Below are 26741 nucleotides of genomic sequence, written 5' to 3' on the forward strand. Positions count from 1 at the left end.
CCAGACGACCGGCCTGCCGTTCTAGGCTGATCACATGCTTCTCGACACCTCTGTGGACGGCGTTCGCCTCCTGCTGCTCGGCGCCGACGACGACTCCCGCCCGGCCAGGCGCTTGCGCGCCGCCGGCGCCGAGGTCCGCGCGGTCGCCGGTCCGGCTGGTGCCGCCGGTGCTGGTTCCGGCGCCGCGGCCGAGGCGGGCGAGACACCCGGCGACGAGGCCGCTGCCGAGCAGGCCCTGAGAGGCGGGGCACCGGGACTCGTCGTCGTGGTCGACGATCGCGCCCCTTGGGAGGGGCTGCTGCTGCGGCTCCGTGAAGCCCACGGACCCGTGCCGGTCTCGGTCGTGCCCGCCCCCGGCAAGGGCGTGTCCCTGGTGGGCGGCGGCCCCGGTGCGCCGGAGCTGATGACAGTGCGCGGGCTGGAGGCCGTGGCCGATGCCGACGTCGTGCTGCTGGACCGGCTGGCCCCGCAGGGCGTCGTCGAGGCCCAGGCCCCGCACGCCGAGATCGTGCGCGTGGGCAAGTGGCCCGGGCACCACCCGGTGCCCCAGGAGCAGATCCAGCGCCAGCTGCTCACCGCGGCCTCCCGCGGCCGCCGCGTGGTGCGCCTCAAGGGCGGGGATCCCTACGTCTTCGGCCGCGGCGGGGAGGAGGCCGCCGACTGCGAGTCCTGGGGCATCCCCGTGGAGACCGTTCCCGGCATCACCTCCGCCGTGGCCGTGCCCGGCGCGGCTGGTATTCCACTGACCTTCCGCGAGGTCTCCCGGGCCTTCACCGTGGCCTCCGGGCACGTGCCCTTCGACGACGACGAGCTGGCCGGCTTCGCGCGGCTGCTGGGCACCGGAGCCACCCTCGTGGTGCTGATGGGGGTCTCCACCCTGCCGCAGCTCGTGAGCGGGCTGATGCGCGCCGGGGCCTCCCCCGAGCTGCCGATCGCCGTGGTGGAGAAGGGCTTCTCCCCCGATCAGCGCACGCTCACGGGCCAGCTGGGCAGCGCCGTCGTAGACCTGGCCTCGGCGGTCTCGCCCGCGGTGACCGTGATCGGGCCGGTCGCCGCGCTGGCCGCCGAGGACCGCGAGCGCGTGCTCGGCGAGCTCACCCCGCACCGGGCCGTGGCACCGCCCGACACCGCGCAGAACGACCTGCCGCTGGCCGGGCGGCGCATCGCGGTGACCGCCCACCGCCGGGCCGAGGACCAGATGGGCGCGCTGCGCCGTCGCGGGGCCGAGGTCCTGGCCGCTCCGTCGCTGAAGCTCGTGCCCGTGGAGCAGGAAGAGCAGGTCATCGCCGACACGCGCCGCCTGCTGGCCGCACGCCCGGGGCTGTTCGTGATCACCACGGGCTACGGCTTCAAGCGGTGGTGGGAGGTCATCGAGGCGGCTGGGCTGTCCCAGGAAGCGCTCGAGGTGCTCTCTGAGGCCGATCTGTGGGTGCGCGGGCCCAAGGGACGGGCGGCCGTGCGCAATCTGGGGCTGCAGGACGCGGGCATCTCCCCCGACGAGACCCTGCCCCGTCTCGTCGACCTGCTGCAGGAGGCCTACGGCCGCGGCCTCAGCGGCGCCGTGGTGGGCTGGCAGGAGAACGGGTTCGCGGATCGGGACCAGCGTCAGCGCCTGGCCGAGGCCGGGGCGCAGATCCTGACGGTCACCCCGCACCGATGGGCCGACGCCGATGAGACCGGCGCCGTGCCCGAACTCGTGCGCGAGGTCTGCGCCCGACGGATCGATGCAGTCACCTTCACCTCGGCCGCCGGCGCCCAGGCCCTCGTCTCCGCAGCCGCCGCCCTGGGACTGGCCGAGGACTTCGCAGCGGCCTTCGACCCGGGGCAGGACGCATCGGCCCGCGCGGTGGTCGCGGCGACTGTGGGGCCGGTGACCGCTCAGCCCCTCGAGGAGGCCGGGATCCCCGCCCTGGTGCCCGAGCGATTCCGCATGGGCGCCATGATCAACCAGCTCTGCGACGTCCTGGGACCCGGGCCGCAGCGCTGAGGCGCGCTGACGAGTTCAGCGAGCCGGCGTCGGGGCTGCCCGATACCCTCGACAGCAGAGACCGCCGAGCCGCCCACGGGTCGCCGCGCGGCATCCGAGCCGCTGCCCGTCCGCACAGGGCGGGATCCCCCGCACATGAGGAAGGCCCAGCACATGACCTCCGCCTACGACCCCACCGAGCGCCAGCCCATCTCCTCGCTGTCGGACATCACCGCCGCGGACATCGCCTCGCGCGTGGATCACACCCTGCTCAAGCCGGAGGCCTCCGCGGAGGCCATCGACCAGCTGTGCGCCGAGGCCCGTGAGCACGGCTTCGCCTCGGTGTGCGTCAACGGAGTGTGGGTGGCCCGTGCCGCCGAGGCCCTGGCGGGCTCGGATGTGCTGGTGTGCACCGTCGTCGGATTCCCCCTGGGCGCCTCCACGCCCGAGGCCAAGGCCTGGGAGGCCCGCGAGGCCATCCGCAACGGCGCCCAGGAGATCGACATGGTCCTGGACATCGCGGCAGCCCGCGCCGGCGACCGCCCCACCATGGAGCACGACGTCCGCACAGTGGCCGAGGCCGTCCACGAAGGCGGGGCGCAGCTGAAGACCATCATCGAGACCTGCCTGCTCGAGGACTCCCAGAAGACCGTCGCCTGCGAGGCAGCCGTGGCCGGCGGCACCGACTACGTGAAGACCTCCACCGGCTTCTCCACCGGCGGCGCCACGGTCCATGACGTCGAGCTGATGCGCGCGGCCGTGGGCCGAGGCATCGGCGTGAAGGCCTCCGGCGGCATCCGCACGCACGAGGCGGCCGTCGAGATGCTGCGCGCCGGGGCCTCGCGCATCGGCGCCTCGGCCGGAGCCGCCCTGCTCGGCTGAGCCGCCGCGCGCCCTCGGGCCACGGCTGGGCGGCTCGCGGGCAGGGGCTCGGAGCGGCCGCTGCACGAAGGACGTACACTGACCGTCAGGAACCCGCACGATCGCGGCCGCACGCGCCGCACCATGGAAACGAGGACTCAATGGCTGTCGATGCCCAGGGACGCAAGGTCCGCCGTCATTCCGGCGAAGGCACCGGCGCGGTCAGCCTGATCCTGCTGATCGGCGCCATGGCCACCATCCTGGTGAGCTTCTACCTGTTCGCCTACCACGATAATTGGCTCTTCCTGCTGGGCATCGGCGTCTACGGAGCGGCCCTGCTGGTCCCCACCGGGATCATGGCCTCCAAGACCCGCTCGCGCCCCATCGGCGGGCACGAGACGGCGCTGGACCTGCCGGCCTCGGCTGCGACCAACATCAGCAAGCCCGCCGGCCACTGAGCCTCGTCCGGAGCATCTTCCGGCCCCTTCACGGCGCGCCGCCTCTCCCCTCGCGGGATCGGGCGGCGCGCCGTCGTCGTACCCAGGAATGTGGCCTCGGCAGCGTTGCGGGCCCGCTGCCGCCCCCGAGCCGCCAGGAGGAGTCGCCTGTGCAGGCCTTCGCGGCGCGAAGGCCTGCACAGGCGATCTCTCACGGGCGGACACGCAGGGTATGGGCAGGAATGAGTACTCGGTCGAGGATCGTCGCCGAGGGGACCCATCCACCGCGATTCGGGCCCGGAAGGCCGTCCACTGCGTCCCCTCGACGTGCTCCTGTCTCCCGCCGCCTCGAACGGGATGGCTGGAGGTGTCGGCTGGGGAGGGCGAACGGGACGACAGAAGCCCCGCACCGACCAGGGTGCGGGGCTTCTCCTGCGTCACGGGCCGAAGGGCCTGCGCGACGCGCGCGGATCGTCAGCCGCGCCGAGCTGCCCGAGGATCAGGTGCTCCAGCTGCGGGTCTGCCGCTTCAGCGGGAGGTGCTGGTGCCCCCAAGGTCACAAGCACATTCCGCTCAGGACAGCGGCAGGGTGGTGAACCCGTATCCGCTCAACCTTCAGCAGAATAGGTGAGATGTCCTCGATCAGGTAGCGATCCGTGCAGAAAAGCGGACATGTCCCCTTAAATAGCCGAAGTAGATGAGCTTCCGCACAGTAGAGGACATCTGCGCCCTGGCGTGGGACGACGTCGGGATCACTGCGAACCGCTCTGCGCCTGCGCTGTGCTCGACGATGCCTGCGGCTCCTGCGCCTCCAAGATCGACACGAGCACCTGGCGAGCCCAGTCGATCACGGCGGCATCGGTGAGGTCCTTGCCTCCGACGCGCGCCGTCTTGGGCTTGGGGATCAGGACCTGACGGGCACCGGAGGCGTCGGCCCCCGGAACCGGCACGATCTTGGATCCGGGGTGCATGCGCTGCAGGCGCATCTGCTTGGACTCGGGCAGATCGGCCGGGGCGAAGCGGATGCTCGGCCCCTGCACAGCGATGTCCGACAGGCCCACCGAGCGGGCCATCACACGAAGGCGGGCGACCTCGAGCAGCAGCCGAGCCGGCTCCGGAAGCTCGCCGAAGCGGTCCTGCAGCTCGGCCTCGACCTCGCGGATGCCGTCCACGTCGGAGGCCTGGGCCAGGGTGCGGTAGGCATCCAGGCGCAGGCGCTCCCCCGGGACGTAGTCGTGCGGCAGGTGCGCGTTGACCGGCAGCTCGATCTTCATCTCCGTGGGCGCGGTGTCCTCGTCGCCGCGGAACTCAGAGACGGCCTCGCCGACCAGGCGCAGGTACATGTCGAAGCCCACGCCCTGGATGTGACCGGACTGCTCGCCGCCCAGCAGGTTGCCGGCACCGCGGATCTCGAGGTCCTTCTGCGCCAGCTGCAGGCCGGCGCCGAGCTCGTTGTGCGCGGCCACGGCCTTGAGCCGCTCCAGGGCGGTCTCGGTCAGCGGCTTCTCGACGTCGTAGAGGAAGTAGGCGTAGGCCCGCTCGCGGCCGCGGCCCACGCGCCCTCGCAGCTGGTGCAGCTGCGAGAGCCCGTACTTGTCCGCGCCGTCGACGATCAGGGTGTTGGCGTTGGCGATGTCCAGGCCGGTCTCCACGATCGTGGTCGAGACCAGGACGTCGAAGCGCTTCTCGTAGAAGTCCAGGATGATCTGCTCGAGCTCGGTCTCCGACATCTGCCCGTGCGCCACCGCCACGCGGGCCTCCGGGACCAGCTGGGCGATCTCCGAGGCGCGGCGGGTGATCGACGAGACCCGGTTGTGCACGAAGAAGACCTGGCCCTCGCGCATGAGCTCGCGGCGGATCGCGGCGGTGACCTGCCGGTCCGTGTAGGCGCCCACGTACGTCAGCACGGGGTGGCGCTCCTCTGGGGGCGTGGCCAGCGTGGAGGTCTCGCGGATGCCGGTCAGCGACATCTCGAGCGTGCGCGGGATGGGGGTCGCGGACATGGACAGCACATCGACGTCCGTGCGCATGGCCTTGAGCTTCTCCTTGTGCTCCACGCCGAAGCGCTGCTCCTCGTCCACGATGATCAGGCCGAGGTCCTTGAACTGGACCTCCTTGCTCAGCAGGCGGTGGGTGCCCACCACGAGATCCACGGAGCCGTCGCGCAGACCGGCCAGGATCTCCTTGGACTCCTTGGCGGTCTGGAAGCGGGACAGGCCCGCCACGCGCACGGGGAAGCCCGAGTAGCGCTGGGAGAACGTCTCGACGTGCTGCTGGCCCAGCAGCGTGGTCGGCACGAGCACCGCGACCTGCTTGCCGTCCTGGATGGCCTTGAAGGCCGCACGCACCGCGACCTCGGTCTTGCCGTAGCCGACGTCGCCGGAGATCAGGCGGTCCATGGGGACCTCTTTCTCCATATCGGCCTTGACCTCGTCGATCGTGGTGAGCTGATCGGGGGTCTCGATGTAGGGGAAGGCCTCCTCGAGCTCGCGCTGCCACGGGGTGTCCGGGCCGAAGGCGTGGCCCCGCGTGGCCATGCGCGCCGAGTACAGGCGGATCAGCTCGGCGGCGATGTCCTTGACCGCCCGCTTGGCCGCGCGCTTCTTGGCATTCCAGTCCGAGCCGCCCATCTTGGACAGCACCGGGGCCTCCCCGCCCTGATAGGTCGAGATCTGGTCCAGCTGGTCCGTGGGCACGAACAGCCGGTCCTTGGGCCCATTGCGCTTGGACGGGGCGTACTCGAGCACCAGGTACTCGCGCTGCGGCTTGGGCTGCCCGGGCTTGGTCACCGCACCGGCGATCGGTCGGGCGATCAGCTCGATGAACTGACCCACGCCGTGCTGCTCGTGGACCACGTAGTCGCCGGGCTGCAGCGCCAGCGGATCCACCGCGTTGCGCCGGCGCCGCTGCGGCAGGGCCGTCTTGCCCTTGGCCGCGTACGACGACGAGCGCCCCAGGACGTCGGCCTCGCTGAGCAGCGCCACGCGCTGGTCGTCGAGCACGAAGCCGGTGGACACGCTGGCCGTGGTCAGCTCGACGACGCCGGCGGTGGGCGCCGCCTCCAGGGACTCGTGCCGGGCGGCGGGGATGTCCGCGCTGCCCATCAGCTCGGACAGACGCTGCAGCGGCCCGGGGCCCTCGGTCACGGCCACGACCTGCCAGCCCTCGCGCACGAGAGCGCCCAGGTGCTCCAGCAGCGCCTCCACATCGCCGCCGAAGCGCCGAGGTGCCCGCCCCGAGACGGTCAGGGTGTCGGCGTCGGTGTCCATGAGTCGCACCAGGGCCTCATCGGTGTCGGCATCGACCTCGGAGAGCTGCGCGCCCACGGTCAGCGCCGTCGTGGACCACCAGCCGAGATCCGCGTCCAGAGCGGTCTCGCGGGTCTGGGCCAGCGTGTGGAAGGACCCCGAGGCCAGGGTGCGGCCGTCGTCGTCCAGCGCCTGCGCCTGGGCCACGTCCAGCGGCGCCTGGTCGGTGTCCGCCGCGGACTCCCAGGCCGCGGCCAGGAACTCCTCGTTCGTGGCCACCAGGTCCTCGGCGCGGGCGCGGACCTTCTCCGGCTCCTGCACCACCACGATCGACCCGGCCGGCAGCAGCGAGAGCACGGGCACCATGCGATCGGCCAGCAGCGGGGCCAGCGACTCCATGCCCTCCGAGTAGATGCCGCCGGCGATGCGCTCCAGGATGGCCTCCGCCCCGGGCAGGCGGTCCTTCAGCCGGGCGGCGCGCGACTGCACCGCAGGGGTGATCAGCAGCTCGCGGCACGGCGGAGCCACGATGCGCTGCGGGTGCTCGCCGCTGCGCAGGGTGCGCTGATCGGCCACCGCGAACCAGCGCAGCTCCTCGATCTCGTCGCCGAAGAACTCGACGCGCACCGGGTGATCGGCGGTGGGCGGGAAGACGTCGATGATTCCGCCGCGCACGGCGAACTCGCCGCGGCGGGAGACCATGTCCGTGCGGGAGTAGGCGGCAGCGGCGAGGGCCCGGACGGTGTCGTCGAAGGACTGCTCGGCCCCGCGCTCGAGGATCACCGGCTGCAGGTCCCCCATGCCCTCCACGACCGGCTGCAGCACCGCGCGCACCGGAGCCACGACGACATCCAGCGCCCCCTGCTCCGGGTGAGCCAGCCGGCGCATGACGTCCAGGCGCTGGCCCACGGTGTCCGAGCGCGGCGAGAGCCGCTCGTGCGGCAGCGTCTCCCAGGCCGGAAGCGAGGCGACCTGAGCCTGCGGGGCCCAGGCCGGCAGCTGCTGCTCGAGCTCCTCGGCCTCCCGGCCCGTGGCGGTGACCACGAGCAGCACCGGCTGCTGCCCGTCGGAGGCCGGGGCGCTGCGCAGACCCGCCAGCAGCTGGCTGATCAGCACCGGGCGCATGCCATCGGCCACGCTGATCACGGTCTCGGCGGAGCGCTCCGCAGGGCGCACGCCCGCCTGGGCGCGGGCCGTGGCCAGCGAGGGCTCCTGGGCGAGGATGTCGGCGAGGCCGGTGAGGGACATGTGCTGCGGGACTCCTGAAGACGGCATGGCGAAGCGCCCTGCGCTCGCAGCGGGCGGGCCCTCGGGTGAGGAGCCTTGCCCGCTGCCAGCGGCGCGCGACGTGGACGCCGAAGGGGCGGCACATCGACGGGGCTGGACGACCAGGCTACTCCGAGCCGCCGACGCCCATGCGTCGCGCGGCAGCAACCGGGTCAGTCTCCGGTCTCGGGTTCCGGAAGGCCCAGACTGCGATGCAACGCCGCAGCCGCGCGCTGTCGGCTCGTATCGGCCAGCAGGGCATGATCGGCTTCTCCGAGGAACATGACTCGCAGGCAGAAGCCTCGGCGCCTCAGAGCACTGACCTGCCGCAGACCGCCCGCCATGTCGAAGGTCTCCCGATCGCCGTCGCCCAGGTGCAGATCCACGGGAGGCATGGTGGAGGAGTCTCGGAACATCTGGCTCACCGACTGGACCTGTCCTGTTCGGGCTGCCGCCTCGAGCAGCCACAGCGGCGCCCGCCTGAGCACCGCGGCGCGCATGGCCTTGAGCCGCTCCTTGAGTCGGGCCCGCCGCCCCTCGGGGTCCCGGCTGAGCCGTTCGCGCCCTCCCAGAAGCCGCTGCATGGCTCCATCACGGTAGTAGCGCCAGTAATAACCGCCCTCAGGACTCCAGGCGATGTTGTTGATGAGGATCACCAGGTCCAGCTCCGCCGCGCACCTCAGCGCCATCCATGCTCCGGAGCACAGCCCGGAGGCGGCCACGGGGCCGTCGACCCGACGGCGCAGCCAGGCTGCCGACCGGTTCACATCCTCCACCGCCTCCTCGGTGTACGGCATCGGCTCGCGGAGGCAGGAGGGGTCCCCCGCCTCGCCGATTCCACGGCGTTCGGCGCGCAGCACCGTCATGCCCTGCCCTGCCAGCTCGCGCGCCATGCGGGCCCACAGCCCGGTGGGGCCGTCCATCGGCTCGGCATCGGCGGCGATCAGCAGCAACCCCGCCGCATGCCCCGGCCGCTCGTCCGCCGGCACGTCCTCCGGCCGCGACGACCGAGCACCAGGCACCGGCCGAGCCAGGACGCCGGGCAGGAGGTGCTCGCCCACAGCGACGAACTCGCTGCGCACGCCGACGAGGCCGCTGCGTGCGGGCGAGTCCCAGTGCCTCGGCCATCGCCGCTCCGGCGCCCCCGCGTCGTCGTCCGGTGCGACGACATCACGCATGCCCTGTGCCGGCATCGCGGCGGCGATGACCTCGTCCACGAGCCCCAGCGGCACTCTGGCATCCCGAGAGGCGACCGCGTACATGCCCTCGGCCTGCGCTCGCTGGTGCTCGCCGGCGCGCACGACGCGCACGTCGCCTCGGCGCTGCAGCACATCGTCGGCCGGAAGCCTCAGCGACTTCAGGGAATCCGCCTGCTCCGGACTCAGGACAAGACCGGGCAGCTCGATCCGCTCCGGGGACTCCGCCGTCTCCAGCGACATCCGGCGCAGTGCACGGTGCTCGCGCACGAAGCGCCGTCCGGACACCGGCTCCCAGGCGACGGTGCGCTCCGCACCGCCGGGCACGTCCACGACGCTCGCGGCCACCGCAGCGCCCAGACGCAGGCCCACAACCGTGACCTCTGCTCCCGGCGCCGCTTCCCGCGCGGCGGCGATCAGCCGCAGCAGATCCGCGCGCCAAGCACTCGCGGGCTCGGACGGCAGCGGCCCCGTCGATTCGCCGATCCCGCTCCACGTCGGCCGCAGCACCACCGCCCCGGCCTGCGAGGCCGCCCGGATGGCTAGCACGCGCAGGGTGCGGTAGGAGATCACCTGCTCCCGCCCGATGGGCGGCGCGAGGACGAGGGCCCGGCGCACAGCACCGTCCGATGGACGGTGGACGTGGACCGCAAGCGCCTCGCCGTCCGTGCTCGAGGGCACCCATCGGGCCGTGCCCAGAACCGGATCCGGCCCGGCGCTCTCACGGGCGTTCGGAGAGGGGAGCTCAGCTCGGCGTTCACCCGAGCGCTGCGGGACTCCCGCTGGGCGGCGCCCTCTCGACCCGCAGCCGGGCCCTCGAATCGCCTCGACCATGGCTGTTTCCCCCTCTCCCCGTGGCTGCGCGCCTCCGATGTGCGGACCTGCATGCCGCGGCTGCGCCGTCGGTGTGGATGCTCCCTCCGCTCGGGACCGCGTCCCCACGCGCCCCCAGGCCGACTCTTCACGGCATGGCTGGCCTCCAGCGTATCGGGGTCGAGCAGCCTTAGTCCCGGCGGCAGCGTCACAGAGGGGACTCACTCAAGCGCCCTCGCGCCGGGCAGCAGGAGACAGCTCCGTCTCGTCCCATGTCAGCTCCGCGACGGAACCGCTCGGTTGGTATACTGCCTTGAGGGCCGTCCGTCGCCCCAGAGCCGGATCGGTCCCGCAAGGGGGAATCTCATCGGGCTGATCCGCCGCGGGCATGGGGATGCCGGCGACGGCCGGGACCCGACGCGACGGCGCGCTGCGCGTCCTCGCGCCTACTCGGCAAGGCCCCTCATTGGAAGGGTCCGCAACGACCATGACATCTGCATCGAGCACCGCTGAGAGGGCCGACGCCCGCGAGGACGCCGCGTCAGCGGCCCTCGACCAGCAGCGCAGCGCACACACACCGGTCCAGGACAGCCCCGGGGCACGCCGATCCCAGAGGCGTCCCTGCGACGAGGTGGACTGGCTGATCATCCACCAGTTCGATGCGGCCCGGGCCTCCCCCGGCGGCATCGACACCGTGATCCGCGGCATCCTGCGCCACCTCGACCCCGCGATCTCGGTGGCGGTCGTGGGGGTGGACACCACTGCGGGCGGGGACCCTGAGCGCATCGGCCGGTGGGAGACCCACGACTTCGGCGGGCGGAGAATCCGGTTCCTGCCCGTCGTAAGCCTGGACCCGGCGGATCAGGCGCGGCGGATGCCCCATACGCTCCGGCTCGTGGCCGGGGTGCTGCGCCATCGGAAGGCGCTGCCCCCGGCACGGCGCATGCAATGCCACCGCATGGACACAGCCCTGACGCTGTCGACGCTGCTGCGGATCCCGCTGGCCTACGTGATCCACACCCAGGTATCAGGCTCCACCGGGAAGTCCTCCGATTCCTTCTGGCGCTTCGCCGGACAGATCCACCCCCGGCTCGAGGACCTCGTGATCCGCAGGGCCGTGGATGTCCGGGTCTTCAGTCCGGCGCGGCTGGAGGCAGTGCGACGGGTCGCCCCGCGCGCCCGCGCGGCGACCACCTGGTGGGACCCCGAGCTGGTCGAGCAGGCCCGTCGGGAGGCGCCCGAGCGCGACCCCCACCGCCTCGTGTGGATCGGACGCATCGAGAAGCTCAAGGCACCGGAATTCGCGGTCGAGGCGTTCGCCGAGCTGGTCCGCGAGGATCCGGAGACGCCGTGGTCCCTGCACTTCTACGGGCCCGGAACGGAGAGCGATGCCCTGGCACAGCGGATCCAGCACCTGCCGCGGGAGGTCGCCGGGCGGATCACGATCCACGGGCGAGTCGAGCCGCAGGAGGTGGCGCGGGTCCAGGCCTCGTCGGGCGCGTTCCTCATGACCACCTACCCCGGGTACGAGGGCTTCCCCACGGTGATCGTCGAATCGCTGGCTGCCGGGCTGCCCGTGATCTCCACAGAGGGGGCCGACCCCGCAGGACTCGTACAGGACGGGCGCACGGGGTTCACGTCGTCGCGCGATCCCCGTGAGTTCGCCGCGCGGATCCGCGATTGCCTCGAGCTGGACCGCGACAGCCTGCGCACGGCTGTCGCTGCGCTGTCCGCCCCGGCCGTCGTCGAGCGGCTCATGCCGCGCCCGGAGCCGCTCGAGCCCTCGTTCCGCCCGAGCTTCCAGGTGCTGGGAGATCGCCTTCTGCTGGATGGCATGGAGTTCATGGTCGGAACCGAGGGCCAGGTCGACGACGAGCTGGACCGGCTGGCGCACTCCGACCGCCCCGAACTGGTGGTCACCGCCAACGTGGATCATGTCCTGACGCTGCGCACGTCATCGGCGTTGCTGGCCGCCTACCGCACGGCCTCCATGCGACTGGTGGACGGCATGCCGCTCGTGGGACTGGCCCGGCTGCTGGGCCTGGCCCAGGCCGAGCGGCATACCGGAGCGGATCTGCTGCCCCACACGGCGGCTGTGAGCGCAGCCCGGGGATGGCGCATCGTGATCACCGGGGGCGCCGACGATGTCGCCGCCGCGGCGGTCGAGCGGCTGCGCCGAGAGCACCCGGGAGCCGACCTGCACCATGTTCCTTTCCCGTATATGCGAGGCGTCAACGACCCGCTCTCGCAGGAGGTCATCGACCGACTGGCACAGCTGGATCCCGCACTGGTCTTCCTGTGCCTGGGCTCGCCCAAACAGGAGGCCTGGTTCGAGCACTGGCGCCAGCAGCTTCCTCCGGCGGTGTTCGTGGGAGCAGGAGCCGCCGTGGACTTCGCCGCCGGCACCCGCCGTCGCGCTCCGCGGGTTCTGCAGATGATCGGCGGCGAGTGGACCTGGCGTCTGGTGCAGGAGCCTCGGCGCATGGCCTCGCGCTACCTGGGGCGCGGTCCGCGCTTCCTGGGCGTCATCGCCCGCTCAGTGCTCAGCGAGCGGCTGCGCCTGCGCCGCTGACGGCGCCGTCGTCCTGCCCGACATAGGCGAGGGGCCCGCCGCGTGCTCGGGCGGCCGTCCGCCGCCGCCCGAGCTTCGTGACGCGCTCAGCGCCCCATCGCCGGGTCGTAGTCGACCATCGAGTCGGTCTGGTCCTGGTGCCGGCGCAGGAGCTGCATACCGCCGGGCATGCGGGCGATGCGGGCCTTGACGGCCACGCGCTTCTGCGCGGGCATGAGCTCGGCGGACAGCAGCAGCTTCTGCTCGGCCTCCTCGAGCCGTCCTGCGCGCAGGGCCTCGTTGGACTAGCTGATCAGGCGCTCGTGGAGCCGGACGCCGTGCTCGTCGTCCCAGCTGATCTCGCGCACCGGGGCCGAGACGAGCCCGCCGTGGACGGGCTGGTGCTCCGGCAGGGCATCCATGACCAGGTCGAGGACGTCGTCGTGCACATGGGTGTCGAACGGCTCGACGGCGTACATGGCCTTCGCCCGTCGGCGGTCCTTCTCCTTCACGATCGCTGCGTTCTCGGGGCTCGGAGCGGGCAGCCCGCTGAGGCTCTCGGCCTGGGCACGGGTCAGGGTCAGGCTCAGAAGATCAGCCTCGCCGTCGCGCTGCCACGTGGAGGAGGCCAGCGCGGCGCGCATGCGGGTCCACTGCCGCACGAAGGCGCTGCCGCCCACGGGCTCCCAGGCCACCACGGTGCCGAGCTCCCCGGACATGCTGGCCAGCAGGGCCGCCCCGATCCGGTAGCCGATCGCGTGCACCGGGACCTGCGGCAGGCCGCGGGACTCGCGGACGTGGGAGATCACGGTGCGGACGTCGTCCTGCCAGCGTCCGACGAGATCGGGGTCCCCGTAGAGCGGCTGCGAATCCGAGGTGCCGCGCCAGAAGAAGCGGACGGCCGTGTAGCCGCGCCGGGCCAGCAGCACGGCCAGCCGCCGTACGGCCAGCAGGGACAGCACCTGCTCGCGTCCGGCAGGCTGGCCGAGCACCACGATGCCGCGGCTCGTCCCGTCCTCGGGCGCGTGGATCCACGCCAGCACTGCCTCTCGGCCGGTTCCCGTCCATGTGGGCTGTCCATCGATCATCTCTCCCCGAAACGATTCGACCGGGCCCGGTCACGGCGATCCCTCGCCCGACCCGCCCCGCTCCCCCTTCCGGCCCCGGAAGAGGGGACAGCGGCTGCCCTGCCGCTTCAGCCGCCGGACGTCGTGCGACCAGACACGACGACGGGCGGCCATGCGCAGGCCTCGACCAGCGCGACGTCCCGGATCCCGCCTGGCTCCAGGTCGAAGCCCTCGTCCAGCGGGATGCGGCCTGACCCGCAGGGCACGCGCACGGACGACGATGAGGCCGCCGAACTCACCCTCAGCTGCCCGCTCCAGGCTTGATAGCCGGGCTCACCGGCACGGCGCTCGTATGACGACTCATCGTCCTGTCTCCCGAGCGTCGGCTCTGTCCGCAGGTCTGCCAGAGCGTCACGGCTCTCGCCCCCCAAGAGGCGGACAGTCTTGAGCGCGCTGTCCGGCCCGACCGGATCGGAATCCGGTCCGACCTGCAGATCCACCGCCAGCGCCTCCCACTGCCGGTCGCCGAATCCCCAGTTCCGATCGAGATCCAGGAAGCCGCCGAGCTCGTCCTCCACGACGAATGTGACGGACCCGGGGCCGTCGATCGACACGTCGCAGTGCGTCTCGTGGCTGAGCACGCCCTGCCGCGTCCAGACCCGCAGCCGCAGCCTTCCCCGCAGCCGCAGCGGGCGGTCGCACACCACGTGCGCGTGCAGTCCGGCCAGCCCCTCGTCGGTGAGCAGCACCGCGACCGGGGCGCAGGCGCGGCGCATGGCGTACCAGGTGGCCTTGGGCAGGCCCTCGGAGTCGAGCAGCCCCCAGCCGGCCCCCGGCACCAGGTCCCGGGCCGCGAGGATGATCACGCCGTCGCAGCGCGACCCCGGGCGGCGCAGATCGGCCAGGGTGCGCTCCACGGCCCGGGCCGATGCCGCGCGCTCCAGCCGCAGCTGCTCCTCGCGGACGAGCCCGTCCCAGTCCACGTCCCCGGGATGATCGGCCACCAATCCCGTGGCACCGCGGTCGGCCTCGATCCCCGGAGCGATCCAGCGCCGGGCGTAGTGCGCGGCGATGTCCTCGAAGTCCCATTCGGCCCCCGGATCCCGGGCCGCCGCCGCGGACCATGCCGCGCGGGCGGCCTCGTCGTGATCGGCCGTCGCAGAGCCGAAGGCGGCCTCGATCGCTTCGGGGCGCGGCGGACACCCGAAGGCCAGGGCCTCGGCCGCGAAGCGCACGCCGCTGAGGCGGGCGTCCGTCAGCGGCCGGCGGTAGGCGCCCACGCCGAACCAGTGGGAGATCCCCTGATCGGGGCGGGTGGGCGGCTGCCCGCCGCACGGAGACGTGGGCACGTGCACGGCCTGCGGGACGAGCTCGGCGCTCAGGCGCGGGATCAGCTCGTCGATCGCGGTCATGGCCATCTCCTGCGGGCTGCGGCCCCACAGCACGGGCTGCTGCAGGACCTCGTTGCCGCCGGAGACCACCGCCAGGCACGGGTGCGCCCCCAGGCGCGGCAGCCAGGTCCGCAGCTCGGCCTCGAGCAGCCCCAGCCAGTCGGGATCCTCCGGTGGATCGAGGGTGGCCAGCATGGCGTCCTGCCAGACCATCAGGCCCAACCGGTCGCAGGCCTCGTAGAAGGCCGGGGACTCCCAGGCTCCGGTGCCGGAGATCCGCAGGATGTTGGCGCCGGCAGCGGCCATGGCTCGCACCGTGCGCTCGATCTTCTCCGCCGCTGCGCCCAGGCTCAGCGGGTCCACGGGCGCCCAGACGGCGCCGCGGGCGAAGACCGGGCGGCCGTTGACGATCAGCCGGAAGCCGCCGTCGTCGGTCTGCGCCTCCAAGCGGCGGAATCCGACGCTGCGCCGGGCCAGCGGCTGCAGCTGTCCGGGACGGGATCCGGCGCGCACGGTCAGCTCGTGCAGCGCGGGCTCGCCGTGGGTCGCGGGCCACCACAGGGCCGGGTCGCGGACCTCGAGACGCAGCTGGCCCTCACCGGCGGGGACCTCCGCTGCTGTGGCGGCCTCCGCGCAGCTCAGCTCCAGATGGCCCGCGCGCTCGGCGCGGTACCCGACGATCACCTCCGCGCGGCTCAGGTCACGGTCGAGCTCCGTGCGCACGCCCGTCAGCTCGATCCCGTGCTCCGGGACCGGCAGAAGAGAGGCCTGACCCCATGGCCCGATGACCGGGGCGGTGCCGGCCCACGGGATCCGCCCGATCAGCGGTGTGCGGCGCCAGCGCAGGGACTGATCCGCCACCAGGCTCGAGCGCCACCGCCCCCGGGGCCGGCGCGGCACCGGCAGCAGGGACAGAGCCCGGCACACGATCGCCAGCTCATGGCGGCCGGGAGCTGCGCTCAGCCGCACCACCACGTCATCCAGGCCGCTGGCCGAGACGACGACGCGCCGGCCGTCCCACCAGACCTCGGAGACGGTCGCCACCCCGCGCAGTCGCAGCTCCCACGCCCCGCCCGTCTCGCCTGCGGGCAGCTCGAGCTGCGTGGTCCACCACCAGTCGCGGTCGTCTGGCTGCGTCACGGGCTCGCGCCCCGCATCGCGCAGGGCAGCGGCGAGCGTTCCGGGCACGGAGGCGGGAAGGCTCAGCTGCGACAGCTCCTCGAGCCGAGGCCTCAGGATCGAGACCCCGCCCGCGCGCAGCACCGGGGCCTCGGCCTGCTCCCAGGGACCCGTCCAGCCGATCGCCCCGGACTCCGTCCCGTGCAGTGTCCAGTTCAGCCTCCCCAGGGCGACGCCGCCCGAGCCTGTGCCGAGCGGGTCGTCCACGAGCGGGTCGGGACTCATGAGGCGGGCTCGGACCCGCCGCCGTCGGCGGCCCAGGAGGCCAGCGCCTCCGCCGCCTGCGCCCAGTGCTCGACCGCGGAGTCCATGGTGGCCGCCAGGGCCGAGGAGCCCCGGCCGCGAGCCAGCCGGGCCAGCTGGAACTGCATGCCCTTGGCCTCCTTCGAGACGGCGGTCCAGGCCTCGACGGCCGGTTCGAGCTCGGGCACCTCGGCATGCCGGCATGCGGCGGCCGCCAGCATGGCGACCACGCCGAGCTGTCGCGTGGTCTCGAAGCACAGCGCGTGATAGCCGTCCATCCCGTTCTCCGCCAGCCAGGCGAAGCGCGAGCGTAGGATGTCCATCAGCTCGGCGACCGGGTTCGACTTAGGTGCCCTGGCCGCATGCAGCCGCAGCAGGCGCCTGGTCTGCGCCGCCGAGTCGACCTCCTGCGGATCGCGCAGGCCGGCCAGGGAGATCAGCTCCGTGTAGGGCGAGGGCACGATCCCCTGGCTGCGGCCCGCACCCAGCACGTGCTCGAAGTCCGCGCCGTCGAGCCGGTGCAGCCCCTCGTTGTGCAGGTAGACGAGCTCACGGGTGTCGGGATCGGCATGCAGCACGACGATCGAGGTCTTGGTGTGCTCCTGCCCGTAGGACACGCCTCGGGTGTCCGGCAGCCAGAACGCATCGGCCTCGATCAGCATGGGGTTCCCGAGGCCCAGCTGCAGCATGACCTGCTCCTGCAGTCCCAGCCAGATGTCGTGCTCGCCCACCCGGATCCCGGTGACCTCCTCGAGGTCGCGGTGATCCACCTTGAGGAACTCGAACTGCGTCGCCTGGGCCGTGGCCGCGACAGCCGCTGCGAACAGCGGCTCCGGTGCATGCCCCAAACCGTGCAGCAGCTCGATCCACACGTCCAGGTAGCAGTTCGTGTTCGACCAGATGGACTCATCCCGGTGCAGCGGGTGCTGGATGAAGCCCTCAGGGCTCAGCGCTGCGACCCCGAGTCCGGCGGCGGAGGTCGTCGCGGTCATCCGGTCTCCCCCGTCGGCAGGCCGAGAAGGGCCCGCACCTGCTCGGGCCAGGCCATCAGCTCGGTGCCGTGGACCCGCGCCAGCGCCAGCGCCACGCGCTCCAGGCCGAAGCCGAAGCACGCGGAGTGCGCCATCGAGCCGTCGGCGCTATGCAGGTCGAACTCGGCGCCGAAATGGTCCTCGTGGTAGTTGCCGGAGGCGATCGCCGTGCGATGGGTGCCGTAGACCGGCGCCGTGATCTCGAACTTCAGCTCGGCCTGCAGCTGCCCCTTGGCCAGCATCACGCCGGCACGGCCGAAGAACGGGTCGTTGGCGCTCTCGATCTCGACATCCAGCCCCAGATCGCGCAGCAGCCCCGAGCCGAGTTCGAGCATGGCCTGACGGTGGGCCAGTGCCTGCTCGGGCGTGCCCACGAGCACGAACTCGAGCATGCGGAAGGAGACGAAGCGCATGGGGTCCGGCGACGGCTCGTTGCGGAAGCAGTCGCCGATCAGCGAGTACACCGTGCCATCGACCTCGCCCCGGGCGGAGCCCAGCTGCAGGGCGCCGTAGAGCGGGTGGCAGGCTGCCGGCACCAGCGCATAGCCGCTGGTCGACATGTGCCCGTCCCACGGCTGGCCCGCCTCTCGGTCGGCCAGCAGCCGCCGATGAGCCTTCGTGTCGCCCTCGAAGGTGTCGATCGTTCCCAGCAGCTGCGGGAAGCTGGCCACGTAGTCCGTGCGCTCGAGCAGGCTGCGGGCATTGACCGGCGGGAAGCGCACGGCTTCGAGCCGACCGGGGCGGGGCAGGTCCACGGCTCGCTCGCGCGCGGCCAGGATCAGGCCCTGCACGACGGCCTCCATCACCGCCCCGGTGCCCGTGATCCCCTGTCCCAGCGTGGGCAGCAGCCACCCGGCCTGGAGCAGCTCGGCCTCGAAGCGCTGCTCCTGGGACATCTCCTCCGCGGGAGTCTGCGGCATCCCGGCCTGCGCCCCGCCGCTCATGCCCGTCCCTTGGAGACGGTCAGCAGCGAGGCGCTGCTGTTCAGGATGCGGTCGTTGTTGACCTGCAGCGACGGCCCCATGGCATCGCGCAGCGAGCGAGCGAGCGAGAACGGGCCGGTGTTCGAGTACGAGGCGATGCCCACGATGACCATGGCCTCGGAGACGATCGCGCGCACGGACTCGGAGGTCGAGACCTTGAGCGTGTTCATGGCGATCGCGAAGTGCATGGACGTGGCCAGCTCGGGATCATGGGCGGCCTCCTCGAAGCGGGCGATCGAGCTGCGCACGGTGTCGATCATCGACTGGATCCGCACCTCGAGCTCGGCCAGTCGCAGGGCTCCCGGAGGCGTGGTCCCGGGGTTCGAGCGGGCCTTCTTCTGGATGAAGCGCCGAGCCACGGCACCGGCTCCGGTGGCCAGGCCCAGCCAGGACGACGCCCACAGCGTGTGCGATGCCGGGAGCATGGTCTGTGCGGAGATGGTCGCGAAGTCGACCGGCAGCACCATGTCTGCCGACACGGTGCCCTCCAGCTCGAAGCCCTCGGACATGGTGCCGCGCAGGCCCAGGGCATCCCACTCGCTGGTGCGCTCCAGGCTCAGGTGCTCGCGCGGCACGACCACCAGTGACTGCTCGGAGGCCGGTGCCTCCGGATCACGGCGCGCCGTCACCAGGATCGCGTCGGCGAAGCGCCCGTAGGAGATCACGGGAGCCGACTTGGCCACGGTGACGCTGCCGTCGTCGTGGGCCACGACCGCGCACGACGACGTGCGCGTGTCGCCGCCGATGTTCTTCTCGGTCGTCGAGGAGGCCAGCAGCAGCTGCTCAGCGGCCACTGCGCAGGTGAAGCGCGACAGCGCGGTGTCCTCCTCGAGGTCGACGTGGCGGGTCAGGCACAGCTCCTGGCTGAAGTGCATGGCGATCACAGCGGCCGAGGACGCGCACACGGCGCCCAGCGCCTCCACCAGCCGGCAGATCTCCGTGATCGAACGGCCCAGGCCGCCGTGCACGGCCGGCACGTGAGCGCCCAGGATCAGCTGCTCGCGCGCGGCGTCCAGCATCTCCTGGGGAAATCGACCCTGGGCGTCGACGTCGGCTGCCGCAGCCGCTGCGGCAGCGACCACGGCGTCGATCCGCTCGGACCAGTCCCTGCGCTCCATGTCCTCGCCGGAACCGCTGCGGTGCTCGCGCGTCGGGGCGCTCACTGCTGCTCCTCGAGGGTGCGCACGGCGGCGGCGATGGATTCGAGGCTCTCGAAGGTCTCCTTGGTCAGCATCTGCTCCGGGAACTCGAGATCGAAGGCGTCCTCCACCCCGAGCATCACATTGACGGAGGCGTGCGAGGTCATTCCCGCCGCATAGAGGCTGTCGGATTCGGCCAGCGAGCCGGCGTCCTGGGCCAGGTGCGCATGCTGCGCGACGACCTGACGGACCTCGGCGATGATCTCTTCGGTGCTGCTCATTCTGCTTCTCCCCGATTCTTCGGGGGGACCTGAGGGGTCCCCCTGTTGTGCGGGAGCGGTTGCGGCTGCTGCTCGCAGCCCCTCCGCCGGCAGAACATCGCCGTGCGGATTCCCCGTTCCCCTGTGCTGAGCCCCGGCCGGCATGCCGCGGACCGCTGAGCGGCACTTCGCGGCATCCCCCGGGACCCCCGGCCTCCGGGACGCATCCAGCGTCCCCGGAGCCGTCCCCGCCTCGATCCTCCCCCCAGGTGACCGTCCCGACAGCGCGACGGCTCTCGCCGTCGCGGAAAGGACCACCGTCTCCCCCGTCTGCGCAGTGCGCGCAGCGGGCACGGTGGTCGAGGCCACTGCCAGGAAGCTGCGGATCCCCCGTCGCCGCGCCAGGAGCGCGGCCGATCCATGCAGCTGCACCCGATGAGCGGTCTGCTCCTCGGATCCGGCCCCCTCGGCGGAGGAGCGCCGTCGGATCGGTGCACATCGTATGTCCGTCCATGAAATCGGATCTGAGGCGCTGAGGTCCAGACATTTCATGACAGTTTCCTTGAGCGCCACCAAACGGGCCACACGCGCCGTGAGCTCCGGATCGGGTGCGGCCCCCTCCGCCGGAGCATCCAGGCCGACCCTCTCCTGGGGGTGGAGCACACGACGGAGGTAGGCCGGGCCGAAGGCTTCGAGCGCCTCCGCCACCGGCCCGTGGGCCTGGATGTCGCAGCCCACCGCGACGACGCGGCGGGAGGCCTGCGGCGCAGCGGACATGGCGGGCTCCTTCGATCAGCCCAGCCGCGGATCAGCGGCTCGGACCGGCATATCCTGCCAGCTCCGCGGAGCCCTCGGTCTCGCGCGTCACCCCGTCGACGCTCTGCGTCGCGCTCTGCCGCGCCGGAGCCCCTCGTCCGCCCACGCCCCATGGCCGGACCTCGAGCCCGTAGGCCTGGGCGAGCCTGTCGTGCTGGACACCGGCGCAGTTCTCCCGCAGTGCCCGGTCCTGCTGAGAGACCATCTGCTCGCGAGTGGCGCGCTCAGCGATCCGCTCCCAGCGCTTGGCGAGATCCGAGGACCGATCGAGCACGACGGGCAGCGAGACCTCGTGGAAGGCCTGGATCGAGCGCACGGCGATGGGCCGCCCCAGGCGCGCCGCCTCGAGGACGGTGATGGGGAAGCCCTCCCAGGCCGCCGTGCGCAGGTGCAGATCCGCCTCTGCCAGGTGGCGCTCCACCTGAGCAGGGGGTATCCACCCGGTGACCTCGATGCCGGCCGACTCCAGCTGCGCCTGCATCTGCTGATCGCCGCCTCCGACCCACAGCGCGCGCACGGCATGGCCCTCGGTGCGCACGGCCTCCGCCGCAGCGCGGAACCACGCGGGGTCCTTCTGCGCGGTCAGGCGACCCGAGCCCACGATCAGGAGGCCTCGAGGATCCGAGGGCTGCTGCACCAGAGTGGGGGTCGAGTCCGCATCGAGCTCGGCGATGTTGGGGACGTGGACCAGCTCGACGTCCGAGCGCCAGGCGCGCGGCGGCGCCAGCTCGGCGCGCGAGCAGCCGGCCAGGACGTCCGTGCGGTGCAGCAGGACGCGCTCGACGCCGCGGAATGCCGCGCGCTCGAGCCGCGACTTGTCCTCGCGGGCGAACGCCCACGCGTGCGGGGTGTAGACCGAGCGGAAGCCGTCGAGCCCGATGCCGGCAACGCGGGCCCACACTCCGGCGTAGCTGGAGTGCGAGTGCACGACGGCCGGATGCAGCTCGCGGATGGTCTCGCGGACGGTGCGCACGGCACCCAGCTGACCGCCGGTGATGGCGGTGACGGAGGCGAAGTCCTGGCGCCACTGCGCTCCGAGAGCATCGGCCTCCGGGCGCAGCCGGCACACGATGTGGTGACGAGCCTCGGGCAGATCCCGGACGTAGTCGCGCACGGCTGCGGCCACGCCTCCGCCGAATGCCTCGACGACGTGCAGGACGTCGATGGCAGGGCTGTGCTCCATGCGGTTCCCCCTAGCGGCCGGGCGGATCGACCCGGCTCAGAACAGCGCCGCGGATCGAGCCCCCTCGATCGCTGCGACGCCGGATGAAGATGTTCGAAGCCCGCTCCCCCGAGCGACGACCCCGGCGAGCGACTCTACGCGTCGAGCGGCTCGGACTCGGCGTTCGGGACCTCCACTTGACCCCACAGATGCGCACGGCCGTCCCCTCACCTGTCGATCTCCGGCTCGCGTCGAGGGCCGTCCCAGGTCTCGCCGTAGAATGGCCGATGAATGACAGTGCGCGATCGGCCCCACCGCCTTTTCGGGCAGGCACGGTCGCCGCGTGCTCGACCAAGCTCCCGTCGTCGTCCCAGCAGGAGGAGTCCCATGGCCGTCAACGCCAGCCAGACCATCAATGCCCCCGTCGAGAAGGTCATCGAGACCTTCACCGATGAGGCCTTCAACCGCCATGTCGCCGAGCGCGGCGGCGCGACCCTGGTGTCCCAGAACGTCGAGGGCGACACCTCGGGCCCGTTCAAGGTCACGATCGTGCGCAGCATGGGCGCGGAGAAGCTGCCGGACATCGCGAAGAAGTTCGTCAAGGGCGGGCTCACCGTGACCCAGGTCGACACCTGGTCCGGTCCTCGCGACAACGGCTCCCGCGACATCCAGACCGAGGTCTCCGTGGGCGGCATGCCCGTCTCGGGCTCCGGCACGCAGACCCTGACCGCCAAGGGCGAGACCACCGACGTCGCCGTGGACGTCACCGTCAAGGCCAACATCCCGCTGGTCGGCGGCAAGGTCGCCTCGGCCGCCGAGCCCTATGTGGGCAAGGCCCTGAGCCTGCAGTCCCGAGAGGCCGACGCCTGGATCGCCTCGCACTGACCCGCCCGGCGGCTGTCCTGGCCGCACCGGCTGCGCGCCCCGGAAGCCCCGCCTCGCGGCAGGGCCTCCGGGGCGCCGTCATCTCCGGACCCCTCGGCACTGCGACGCGACGCGGACCACAGCGGTCGTAGACTGGCCCGATCCGCGACCGGTGTCCCGCACGGGTCGATGCCATGCCGTACGGAAGGTCCTCGATGCCCCAGGAACACGCAGCCCACAGATCGCCTCTGCTCCGTCTCGGGGACGCGCTGCGACAGGATCTGGTGGGCGGCGTGCTGCTGCTCGTGGCGCTGGTCGCGGCCCTCGTCCTGGCCAACACGCCCGCCGAGTCCCTCTACTTCGGAGTGCGCGACGCCGAGGTCGGCATCCACGCCGTCCCGGGCCTCACGCACACCGTCGGCGAATGGGCCGCCGACGGCCTCCTGGCGATCTTCTTCTTCCTGACCGGCCTGGAGCTCAAGGCCTCCTTCGTGGACGGCGAGCTGCACAATCCGGCCAAGGCCGCCGTGCCGATCGTGGCGGCCTTCGGCGGCGCCGCCGTGCCCGCGATCATCTACGCGGTGCTCAACCTGACCGCCGGCTCGGACCCCTCGACCATCCAGGGCTGGGCCATCCCCACCGCCACGGACATCGCCTTCGCGGTCTCCGTGCTGGCCGTGGTGGGCTCCGCGCTGCCGGTGGCCATGCGCACCTTCCTGCTCACGCTGGCCGTGGTCGATGACCTCATCGCGATCGTCATCATCGCCATCTTCTACAGCCACGGCTTCAGCTTCCTGCCCCTGCTGGCCTCGTTCGCCGTGCTGGCCGTGTACTGGGTGCTGACCCACCGCTTCGCCTCGTTCTTCATGGCGCGGGCCTGGGCCGCCTGGGTCATCCTGCTGCCCCTGGGCTTCGTGGTGTGGATCCTCATGTACAACAGCGGCATCCACGCCACGATCGCCGGCGTGCTGCTCGGCTTCGCGACCCCTGTGCTGAAGACCCGTCCGCACGTGATCAACGACGAGGACCCCGCCCAGGGCCTGGCCCCGACCCTCGAGCACCGCTTCCGCCCGCTGTCCAACGGACTGGCCGTTCCGATCTTCGCCTTCTTCTCCGCCGGTGTGGCCGTCGGAGGCGTCGAGGGCATCCGCTCGGCGGGCACCGACACCGTGGCCGTCGGCATCGTGCTGGGACTGGTCTTCGGCAAGATGATCGGCGTCTTCAGCTCCGCATGGCTGATGGACCGGTTCACCCCTGCCAGCAAGGACCGCGACTACCAGTGGATCGACATGGCGGGCCTGGCCATGGTGGCCGGCATCGGCTTCACGGTCTCGCTGCTGGTCGCCGAGCTGTCCTTCGGCATCGGCTCCCCGCACAACGACCACGCCAAGGTCGGCATCCTCTTCGGCTCCACGATCGCCGCGCTGCTGGGCGGCGGCCTGCTCGTGGCCCGCAACCGCCACTACAAGAGGCTGCGCGACGAGGGCGCCGAGGTCGACACCATGGGCTGATCTCCGCGCTCGGATCCGAACCGACGACGACGGCGCTGCACCTTCCTTCTCGAGGAGGTGCAGCGCCGTCGTCGTGAGCCAGGGCGGAGGCCGGCGCTCAGCCCTGCTGCCCGGCCTGAGCCCGCTCGATCGCCTTCTCGGCCGCGACCCAGCCCAGCGCCGCGCACTTGACCCGGGCGACGAAGCGCGAGACGCCGGCGAAGGCCGCGGCGTCGCCCAGCAGCTCGACATCCGGCTCGATGCGACCGCGCGAGTGCAGCATCTCGCGGAAGGCCTCCAGCTGCTCGCGCAGCTCCTCCAGCGAGGATCCGGGCGCCATCTCCGAGAGCACGGAGGCCGCGGCCATGGAGATCGAGCAGCCATCGCCCTCCCAGGTCACGGACTCGACGGCCTCACCGCGCAGGCCCACCCGCAGCCGGATCTCATCGCCGCAGGTGGGGTTGTACTCGTGGTCCGCCCCGGCGGCGCTCTCCTGCCCCACCGGCTGCGTGACGGCGTCCTGCCCGGGCTGCTCCCGGATCTCGGCCGCCAGGCCCTCGCCGATGCGGCGCTTGGAGTGGTCCAGGATGACCTCCTGGTACATCTGATCGAGCTCGCTCATGCCCTCTCCTTCCCGCTGCTGGCGGCGCTGGTGTCCTCGCCGACCCGGAAGTAGGCCCGCACCTTTCCCAGCTCCTCCAGGAACCGGTCGATGTCCTCCGTGGTGCTGTGCACGTAGGCGCTGGCCCGTGTGGTCGCCGCGGTGCCGAGCCGCCGGTGCAGCGGCTGGGCGCAGTGGTGCCCCACGCGCACGGCCACCCCTGCGACGTCGAGCAGCTGGCCGACGTCGTGGGAGTGCACGCCGTCCACCACCACGGAGGCCAGGCCCACACGGGGCTGCCCGGCGGGCGGGCCCACGAGCCGGATTCCGGGCATCTGCTCGATGCCGGCGGCCAGGCGCTGGCCGAGCTCGGTCTCGCGGGCCTCGATCCGGGACATGCCGATGCCTTCGAGGTAGCGCACGGCCTCCGCCAGGGCGACCGCCTGGGAGATGCGCTGGGTGCCGGCCTCGAACCGGGTGGGGGCCGGCATGTACTCGCTGGACTCCATGGTGACCCGCGTGATCATGGACCCGCCGGTCAGGAAGGTGGGCAGCGCCTCGAGCAGCTCGCGGCGGCCCCAGAGCGCGCCGATGCCCGTGGGCCCGAGCATCTTGTGCCCGGAGAACACGGCGAAGTCGACGTCGAGGGCATGGAAGTCCACCGGGAAGTGCGGCACCGACTGGCAGGCGTCGAGCACCACGAGCGCTCCCACCCGGCGCGCCGCCGCGACCAGCGCGGAGACGTCGTTGACGGCGCCGGTGACGTTGGAGACGTGGGCGAAGGCCAGCACCCTGGTCCGCTCGGTCACGACCTCCTCGAGGGCCTCGAGCTCGAGGAGGCCGCGGTCGTCGACCGGGATCCAGCGCAGCGAGGCTCCGGTGCGAGCGCACAGCTCCTGCCACGGCACCAGGTTGGCGTGGTGCTCGGCCTCGGTGATCACGATCTCGTCGCCGGGACCCAGGCGGAAGCGCTGCGAGGCCTCGGTGGCACCGTTGGAGCCTGCGGTCGCGTTCGAGAAGGCGTAGGTGAGCAGGTTCAGGCCCTCGGTGGCGTTCGAGGTCCACACGATCTCCTCCTCCTGCGCGCCGACGAAGCCGGCGACCGTGCGGCGAGCGTCCTCGAAGGCGTCCGTGGCCTCGACGGCCAGGGTGTGCGCGCCGCGGTGCACGGCGGCGTAGGACGTCTCCAGGAAGGAGCGCTCGGCATCCAGCACGCTGACGGGGCGCTGGGAGGTGGCCCCGGAGTCCAGGTAGACCAGCCTGCGGCCGTCGAGCTCGCGCTGCAGGATCGGGAAATCGGCGGCCAGGCGCCGGGCCTCGGCGTCGTCGAGGGGTCCGTTCGGGGTGTCCATGTCGAGATGCCTCCATCGCGTCGGGCCCGTCCGGCGCACGAGACGCGGGACGGTGTATCCACGGTAGTCCAGGGCTCCGACGGCCCAGCGGAGCCTCAGGAGCTGTGGAAGGCGTTCTGGGCGGCGGTGAGGCCGTCGTCGATGATCCGCTCGACGGCATCGGCCGCCCGGTCCAGGTGCAGCGGCAGGTCCTTGGCCTCGGCCGAGCCGAACGGGCGCAGCACGTAGTCGGCGGTGTCCATGCGCCCCGGAGGACGCCCCACCCCCACCCGCACGCGCAGGTAGTCCTTGGTGCCGGTGGCCTTGGAGATGTCGCGCAGCCCGTTGTGCCCGCCCTCGCCGCCGCCGCGCTTGAGGCGCAGGGTGTCGAAGGGGATGTCGAGCTCGTCGTGGACCACGATCAGCTGCTCCGGGGTCGCGTCGTAGTACTTCAGCAGCGCGCTCACCGGCCCGCCCGACGTGTTCATGTACGTCAGCGGCTTGGCCAGCACCAGGCGCGGGCCGCCCGGGCGCAGGCGGGTCTCGATGACCTGGGCCCGCGACCTGTGCGCCGAGAAGCTGCCTCCGGTGCGGCCGGCGAGCTCGTCGAGCACCATCTGGCCCACGTTGTGGCGGGTGGCCGCGTACTGGGGACCGGGATTGCCCAGTCCCACCACGATCCAGCGATCGGTCGTCATGCGGGGCTGCTCCTCGAAGTTCTCGTCGTCGTCATCGTGTCCGTGGCGCACACCGTGCGCTCGGTCCATCCTGCCCGCTCGCGCGCCAGGACGACGATGGCACCCCGTCGCGCGGACGGGGTGCCATCGGGATCCGGTGCGCCGTCGG

Annotated in this window: 19 protein-coding genes and 1 pseudogene; 6 read left to right on the forward strand and 14 right to left on the reverse strand. The window is 72.1% G+C overall.

Annotated features, from left to right (window positions below; genetic code table 11):
- Nucleotides 1–34 precede the first annotated feature (34 nt).
- The 3 genes from cobA to JOE55_RS03820 all read left to right on the forward strand — a co-directional run bounded on the left by cobA (nucleotide 35) and on the right by JOE55_RS03820 (nucleotide 3285).
- Nucleotides 35–1987: a uroporphyrinogen-III C-methyltransferase gene (gene cobA / locus JOE55_RS03810; RefSeq protein ID WP_204782079.1), complete on the forward strand. Its 1953-nt coding sequence runs from the start codon at nucleotides 35–37 to the stop codon at nucleotides 1985–1987.
- A 153-nt stretch (nucleotides 1988–2140) separates the two neighbouring features.
- On the forward strand, nucleotides 2141–2848 hold the full coding sequence (gene deoC / locus JOE55_RS03815; protein WP_204783191.1) for a deoxyribose-phosphate aldolase: 708 nt from the start codon (nucleotides 2141–2143) through the stop codon (nucleotides 2846–2848).
- A gap of 140 nt (nucleotides 2849–2988) precedes the next feature.
- Nucleotides 2989–3285: a hypothetical protein gene (locus JOE55_RS03820; protein ID WP_024290039.1), complete on the forward strand. Its 297-nt coding sequence runs from the start codon at nucleotides 2989–2991 to the stop codon at nucleotides 3283–3285.
- Nucleotides 3286–4016: 731 nt separating this feature from the next.
- Here the strand turns inward: JOE55_RS03820 and mfd are convergent.
- Nucleotides 4017–7760 carry a transcription-repair coupling factor gene (gene mfd / locus JOE55_RS03825; protein WP_204782080.1) on the reverse strand — a complete coding sequence of 1248 codons (3744 nt, stop codon included), beginning with the start codon at nucleotides 7758–7760 and terminating at the stop codon, nucleotides 4017–4019.
- A gap of 191 nt (nucleotides 7761–7951) precedes the next feature.
- Nucleotides 7952–9655 carry an alpha/beta hydrolase family protein gene (locus JOE55_RS03830; RefSeq protein ID WP_204782081.1) on the reverse strand — a complete coding sequence of 568 codons (1704 nt, stop codon included), beginning with the start codon at nucleotides 9653–9655 and terminating at the stop codon, nucleotides 7952–7954.
- Nucleotides 9656–10274: 619 nt separating this feature from the next.
- Between JOE55_RS03830 and JOE55_RS03835 the strand changes: the two genes are divergently transcribed.
- Nucleotides 10275–12359: a WecB/TagA/CpsF family glycosyltransferase gene (locus tag JOE55_RS03835; protein ID WP_204782082.1), complete on the forward strand. Its 2085-nt coding sequence runs from the start codon at nucleotides 10275–10277 to the stop codon at nucleotides 12357–12359.
- An 86-nt stretch (nucleotides 12360–12445) separates the two neighbouring features.
- Here JOE55_RS03835 and JOE55_RS13290 read toward each other — a convergent pair whose 3' ends face one another.
- The 9 genes and pseudogenes from JOE55_RS13290 to JOE55_RS03870 form a co-directional block, all read right to left on the reverse strand.
- Nucleotides 12446–12574 (reverse strand): hypothetical protein, encoded by a 129-nt coding sequence (locus tag JOE55_RS13290; RefSeq protein WP_275580794.1) that lies wholly within the window; start codon nucleotides 12572–12574, stop codon nucleotides 12446–12448.
- Between the two features lie 69 nt (nucleotides 12575–12643).
- Nucleotides 12644–13426 (reverse strand): alpha/beta hydrolase family protein, encoded by a 783-nt coding sequence (locus tag JOE55_RS03840; protein ID WP_204782083.1) that lies wholly within the window; start codon nucleotides 13424–13426, stop codon nucleotides 12644–12646.
- A gap of 107 nt (nucleotides 13427–13533) precedes the next feature.
- On the reverse strand, nucleotides 13534–16200 hold the full coding sequence (locus tag JOE55_RS03845) for a glycoside hydrolase family 2 protein (RefSeq protein ID WP_204782084.1): 2667 nt from the start codon (nucleotides 16198–16200) through the stop codon (nucleotides 13534–13536).
- Nucleotides 16197–17210, reverse strand: coding sequence for a DUF1839 family protein (locus tag JOE55_RS03850; protein ID WP_204782085.1), 1014 nt, complete (start codon nucleotides 17208–17210; stop codon nucleotides 16197–16199). Before JOE55_RS03850 ends, JOE55_RS03845 begins: the two co-directional genes overlap by 4 nt.
- The gene (locus tag JOE55_RS03855; RefSeq protein ID WP_197017353.1) at nucleotides 17207–18193 is read right to left on the reverse strand and encodes a class-II aminoacyl-tRNA synthetase family protein; all 987 of its coding nucleotides are present in this window, start codon (nucleotides 18191–18193) and stop codon (nucleotides 17207–17209) included. Before JOE55_RS03855 ends, JOE55_RS03850 begins: the two co-directional genes overlap by 4 nt.
- A complete protein-coding gene (locus tag JOE55_RS03860) occupies nucleotides 18190–19395 on the reverse strand; it encodes an acyl-CoA dehydrogenase family protein (protein WP_204782086.1) in 1206 nt (401 codons plus the stop codon). The genes JOE55_RS03855 and JOE55_RS03860 overlap by 4 nt, the downstream gene beginning before the upstream one ends.
- Nucleotides 19392–19652, reverse strand: coding sequence for an acyl carrier protein (locus tag JOE55_RS13025; protein WP_239546416.1), 261 nt, complete (start codon nucleotides 19650–19652; stop codon nucleotides 19392–19394). Before JOE55_RS13025 ends, JOE55_RS03860 begins: the two co-directional genes overlap by 4 nt.
- Before the next feature lie 453 nt (nucleotides 19653–20105).
- Nucleotides 20106–20408, reverse strand: a pseudogene (locus JOE55_RS13550) (4'-phosphopantetheinyl transferase family protein); the annotation flags it as partial.
- A gap of 31 nt (nucleotides 20409–20439) precedes the next feature.
- Entirely contained in the window at nucleotides 20440–21630 is a 1191-nt protein-coding gene (locus tag JOE55_RS03870) for a glycosyltransferase (RefSeq protein ID WP_204782088.1), read from the reverse strand.
- A 366-nt stretch (nucleotides 21631–21996) separates the two neighbouring features.
- On the opposite strand from JOE55_RS03870, the gene JOE55_RS03875 reads away from it, so the two are divergent.
- Together JOE55_RS03875 and nhaA are read left to right on the forward strand one after the other, a co-directional pair.
- A complete protein-coding gene (locus tag JOE55_RS03875) occupies nucleotides 21997–22494 on the forward strand; it encodes a DUF2505 domain-containing protein (RefSeq protein WP_006214201.1) in 498 nt (165 codons plus the stop codon).
- A 194-nt stretch (nucleotides 22495–22688) separates the two neighbouring features.
- Complete coding sequence (gene nhaA, locus JOE55_RS03880) at nucleotides 22689–23984, forward strand: Na+/H+ antiporter NhaA (protein ID WP_204782089.1); 1296 nt, start codon at nucleotides 22689–22691, stop codon at nucleotides 23982–23984.
- A 97-nt stretch (nucleotides 23985–24081) separates the two neighbouring features.
- Here the strand turns inward: nhaA and sufU are convergent, their stop codons facing one another.
- The 3 genes from sufU to pth form a co-directional block, all read right to left on the reverse strand.
- Entirely contained in the window at nucleotides 24082–24585 is a 504-nt protein-coding gene (gene sufU / locus JOE55_RS03885) for a Fe-S cluster assembly sulfur transfer protein SufU (protein ID WP_204782090.1), read from the reverse strand.
- Nucleotides 24582–25916, reverse strand: coding sequence for a SufS family cysteine desulfurase (locus JOE55_RS03890; RefSeq protein WP_204782091.1), 1335 nt, complete (start codon nucleotides 25914–25916; stop codon nucleotides 24582–24584). Before JOE55_RS03890 ends, sufU begins: the two co-directional genes overlap by 4 nt.
- Nucleotides 25917–26011: 95 nt before the next feature.
- The gene (gene pth, locus JOE55_RS03895) at nucleotides 26012–26593 is read right to left on the reverse strand and encodes an aminoacyl-tRNA hydrolase (RefSeq protein WP_029643662.1); all 582 of its coding nucleotides are present in this window, start codon (nucleotides 26591–26593) and stop codon (nucleotides 26012–26014) included.
- Nucleotides 26594–26741 lie beyond the last annotated feature (148 nt).

Origin of the sequence: Kocuria palustris (assembly GCF_016907795.1) — a bacterium.
Lineage (GTDB): Bacteria > Actinomycetota > Actinomycetes > Actinomycetales > Micrococcaceae > Kocuria > Kocuria palustris.

Excerpts from the sequence above, each read along its gene's own strand:
- sufU (WP_204782090.1), bottom strand. The coding sequence starts at position 24,585 with ATGAGCGAGCTCGATCAGATGTACCAGGAGGTCATCCTGGACCACTCC.
- JOE55_RS03845 (WP_204782084.1), bottom strand. The coding sequence starts at position 16,200 with ATGAGTCCCGACCCGCTCGTGGACGACCCGCTCGGCACAGGCTCGGGC.
- pth (WP_029643662.1), bottom strand. The coding sequence starts at position 26,593 with ATGACGACCGATCGCTGGATCGTGGTGGGACTGGGCAATCCCGGTCCC.
- mfd (WP_204782080.1), bottom strand. The coding sequence starts at position 7,760 with ATGTCCCTCACCGGCCTCGCCGACATCCTCGCCCAGGAGCCCTCGCTG.
- JOE55_RS03890 (WP_204782091.1), bottom strand. The coding sequence starts at position 25,916 with ATGGACACCCCGAACGGACCCCTCGACGACGCCGAGGCCCGGCGCCTG.
- deoC (WP_204783191.1), top strand. The coding sequence starts at position 2,141 with ATGACCTCCGCCTACGACCCCACCGAGCGCCAGCCCATCTCCTCGCTG.
- JOE55_RS03820 (WP_024290039.1), top strand. The coding sequence starts at position 2,989 with ATGGCTGTCGATGCCCAGGGACGCAAGGTCCGCCGTCATTCCGGCGAA.
- JOE55_RS03850 (WP_204782085.1), bottom strand. The coding sequence starts at position 17,210 with ATGACCGCGACGACCTCCGCCGCCGGACTCGGGGTCGCAGCGCTGAGC.
- JOE55_RS03835 (WP_204782082.1), top strand. The coding sequence starts at position 10,275 with ATGACATCTGCATCGAGCACCGCTGAGAGGGCCGACGCCCGCGAGGAC.
- JOE55_RS03840 (WP_204782083.1), bottom strand. The coding sequence starts at position 13,426 with ATGATCGATGGACAGCCCACATGGACGGGAACCGGCCGAGAGGCAGTG.
- JOE55_RS03855 (WP_197017353.1), bottom strand. The coding sequence starts at position 18,193 with ATGAGCGGCGGGGCGCAGGCCGGGATGCCGCAGACTCCCGCGGAGGAG.
- JOE55_RS13290 (WP_275580794.1), bottom strand. The coding sequence starts at position 12,574 with ATGCCCGCGCAGAAGCGCGTGGCCGTCAAGGCCCGCATCGCCCGCATG.
- JOE55_RS03875 (WP_006214201.1), top strand. The coding sequence starts at position 21,997 with ATGGCCGTCAACGCCAGCCAGACCATCAATGCCCCCGTCGAGAAGGTC.
- JOE55_RS13025 (WP_239546416.1), bottom strand. The coding sequence starts at position 19,652 with ATGAGCAGCACCGAAGAGATCATCGCCGAGGTCCGTCAGGTCGTCGCG.
- JOE55_RS03870 (WP_204782088.1), bottom strand. The coding sequence starts at position 21,630 with ATGGAGCACAGCCCTGCCATCGACGTCCTGCACGTCGTCGAGGCATTC.
- cobA (WP_204782079.1), top strand. The coding sequence starts at position 35 with ATGCTTCTCGACACCTCTGTGGACGGCGTTCGCCTCCTGCTGCTCGGC.
- nhaA (WP_204782089.1), top strand. The coding sequence starts at position 22,689 with ATGCCCCAGGAACACGCAGCCCACAGATCGCCTCTGCTCCGTCTCGGG.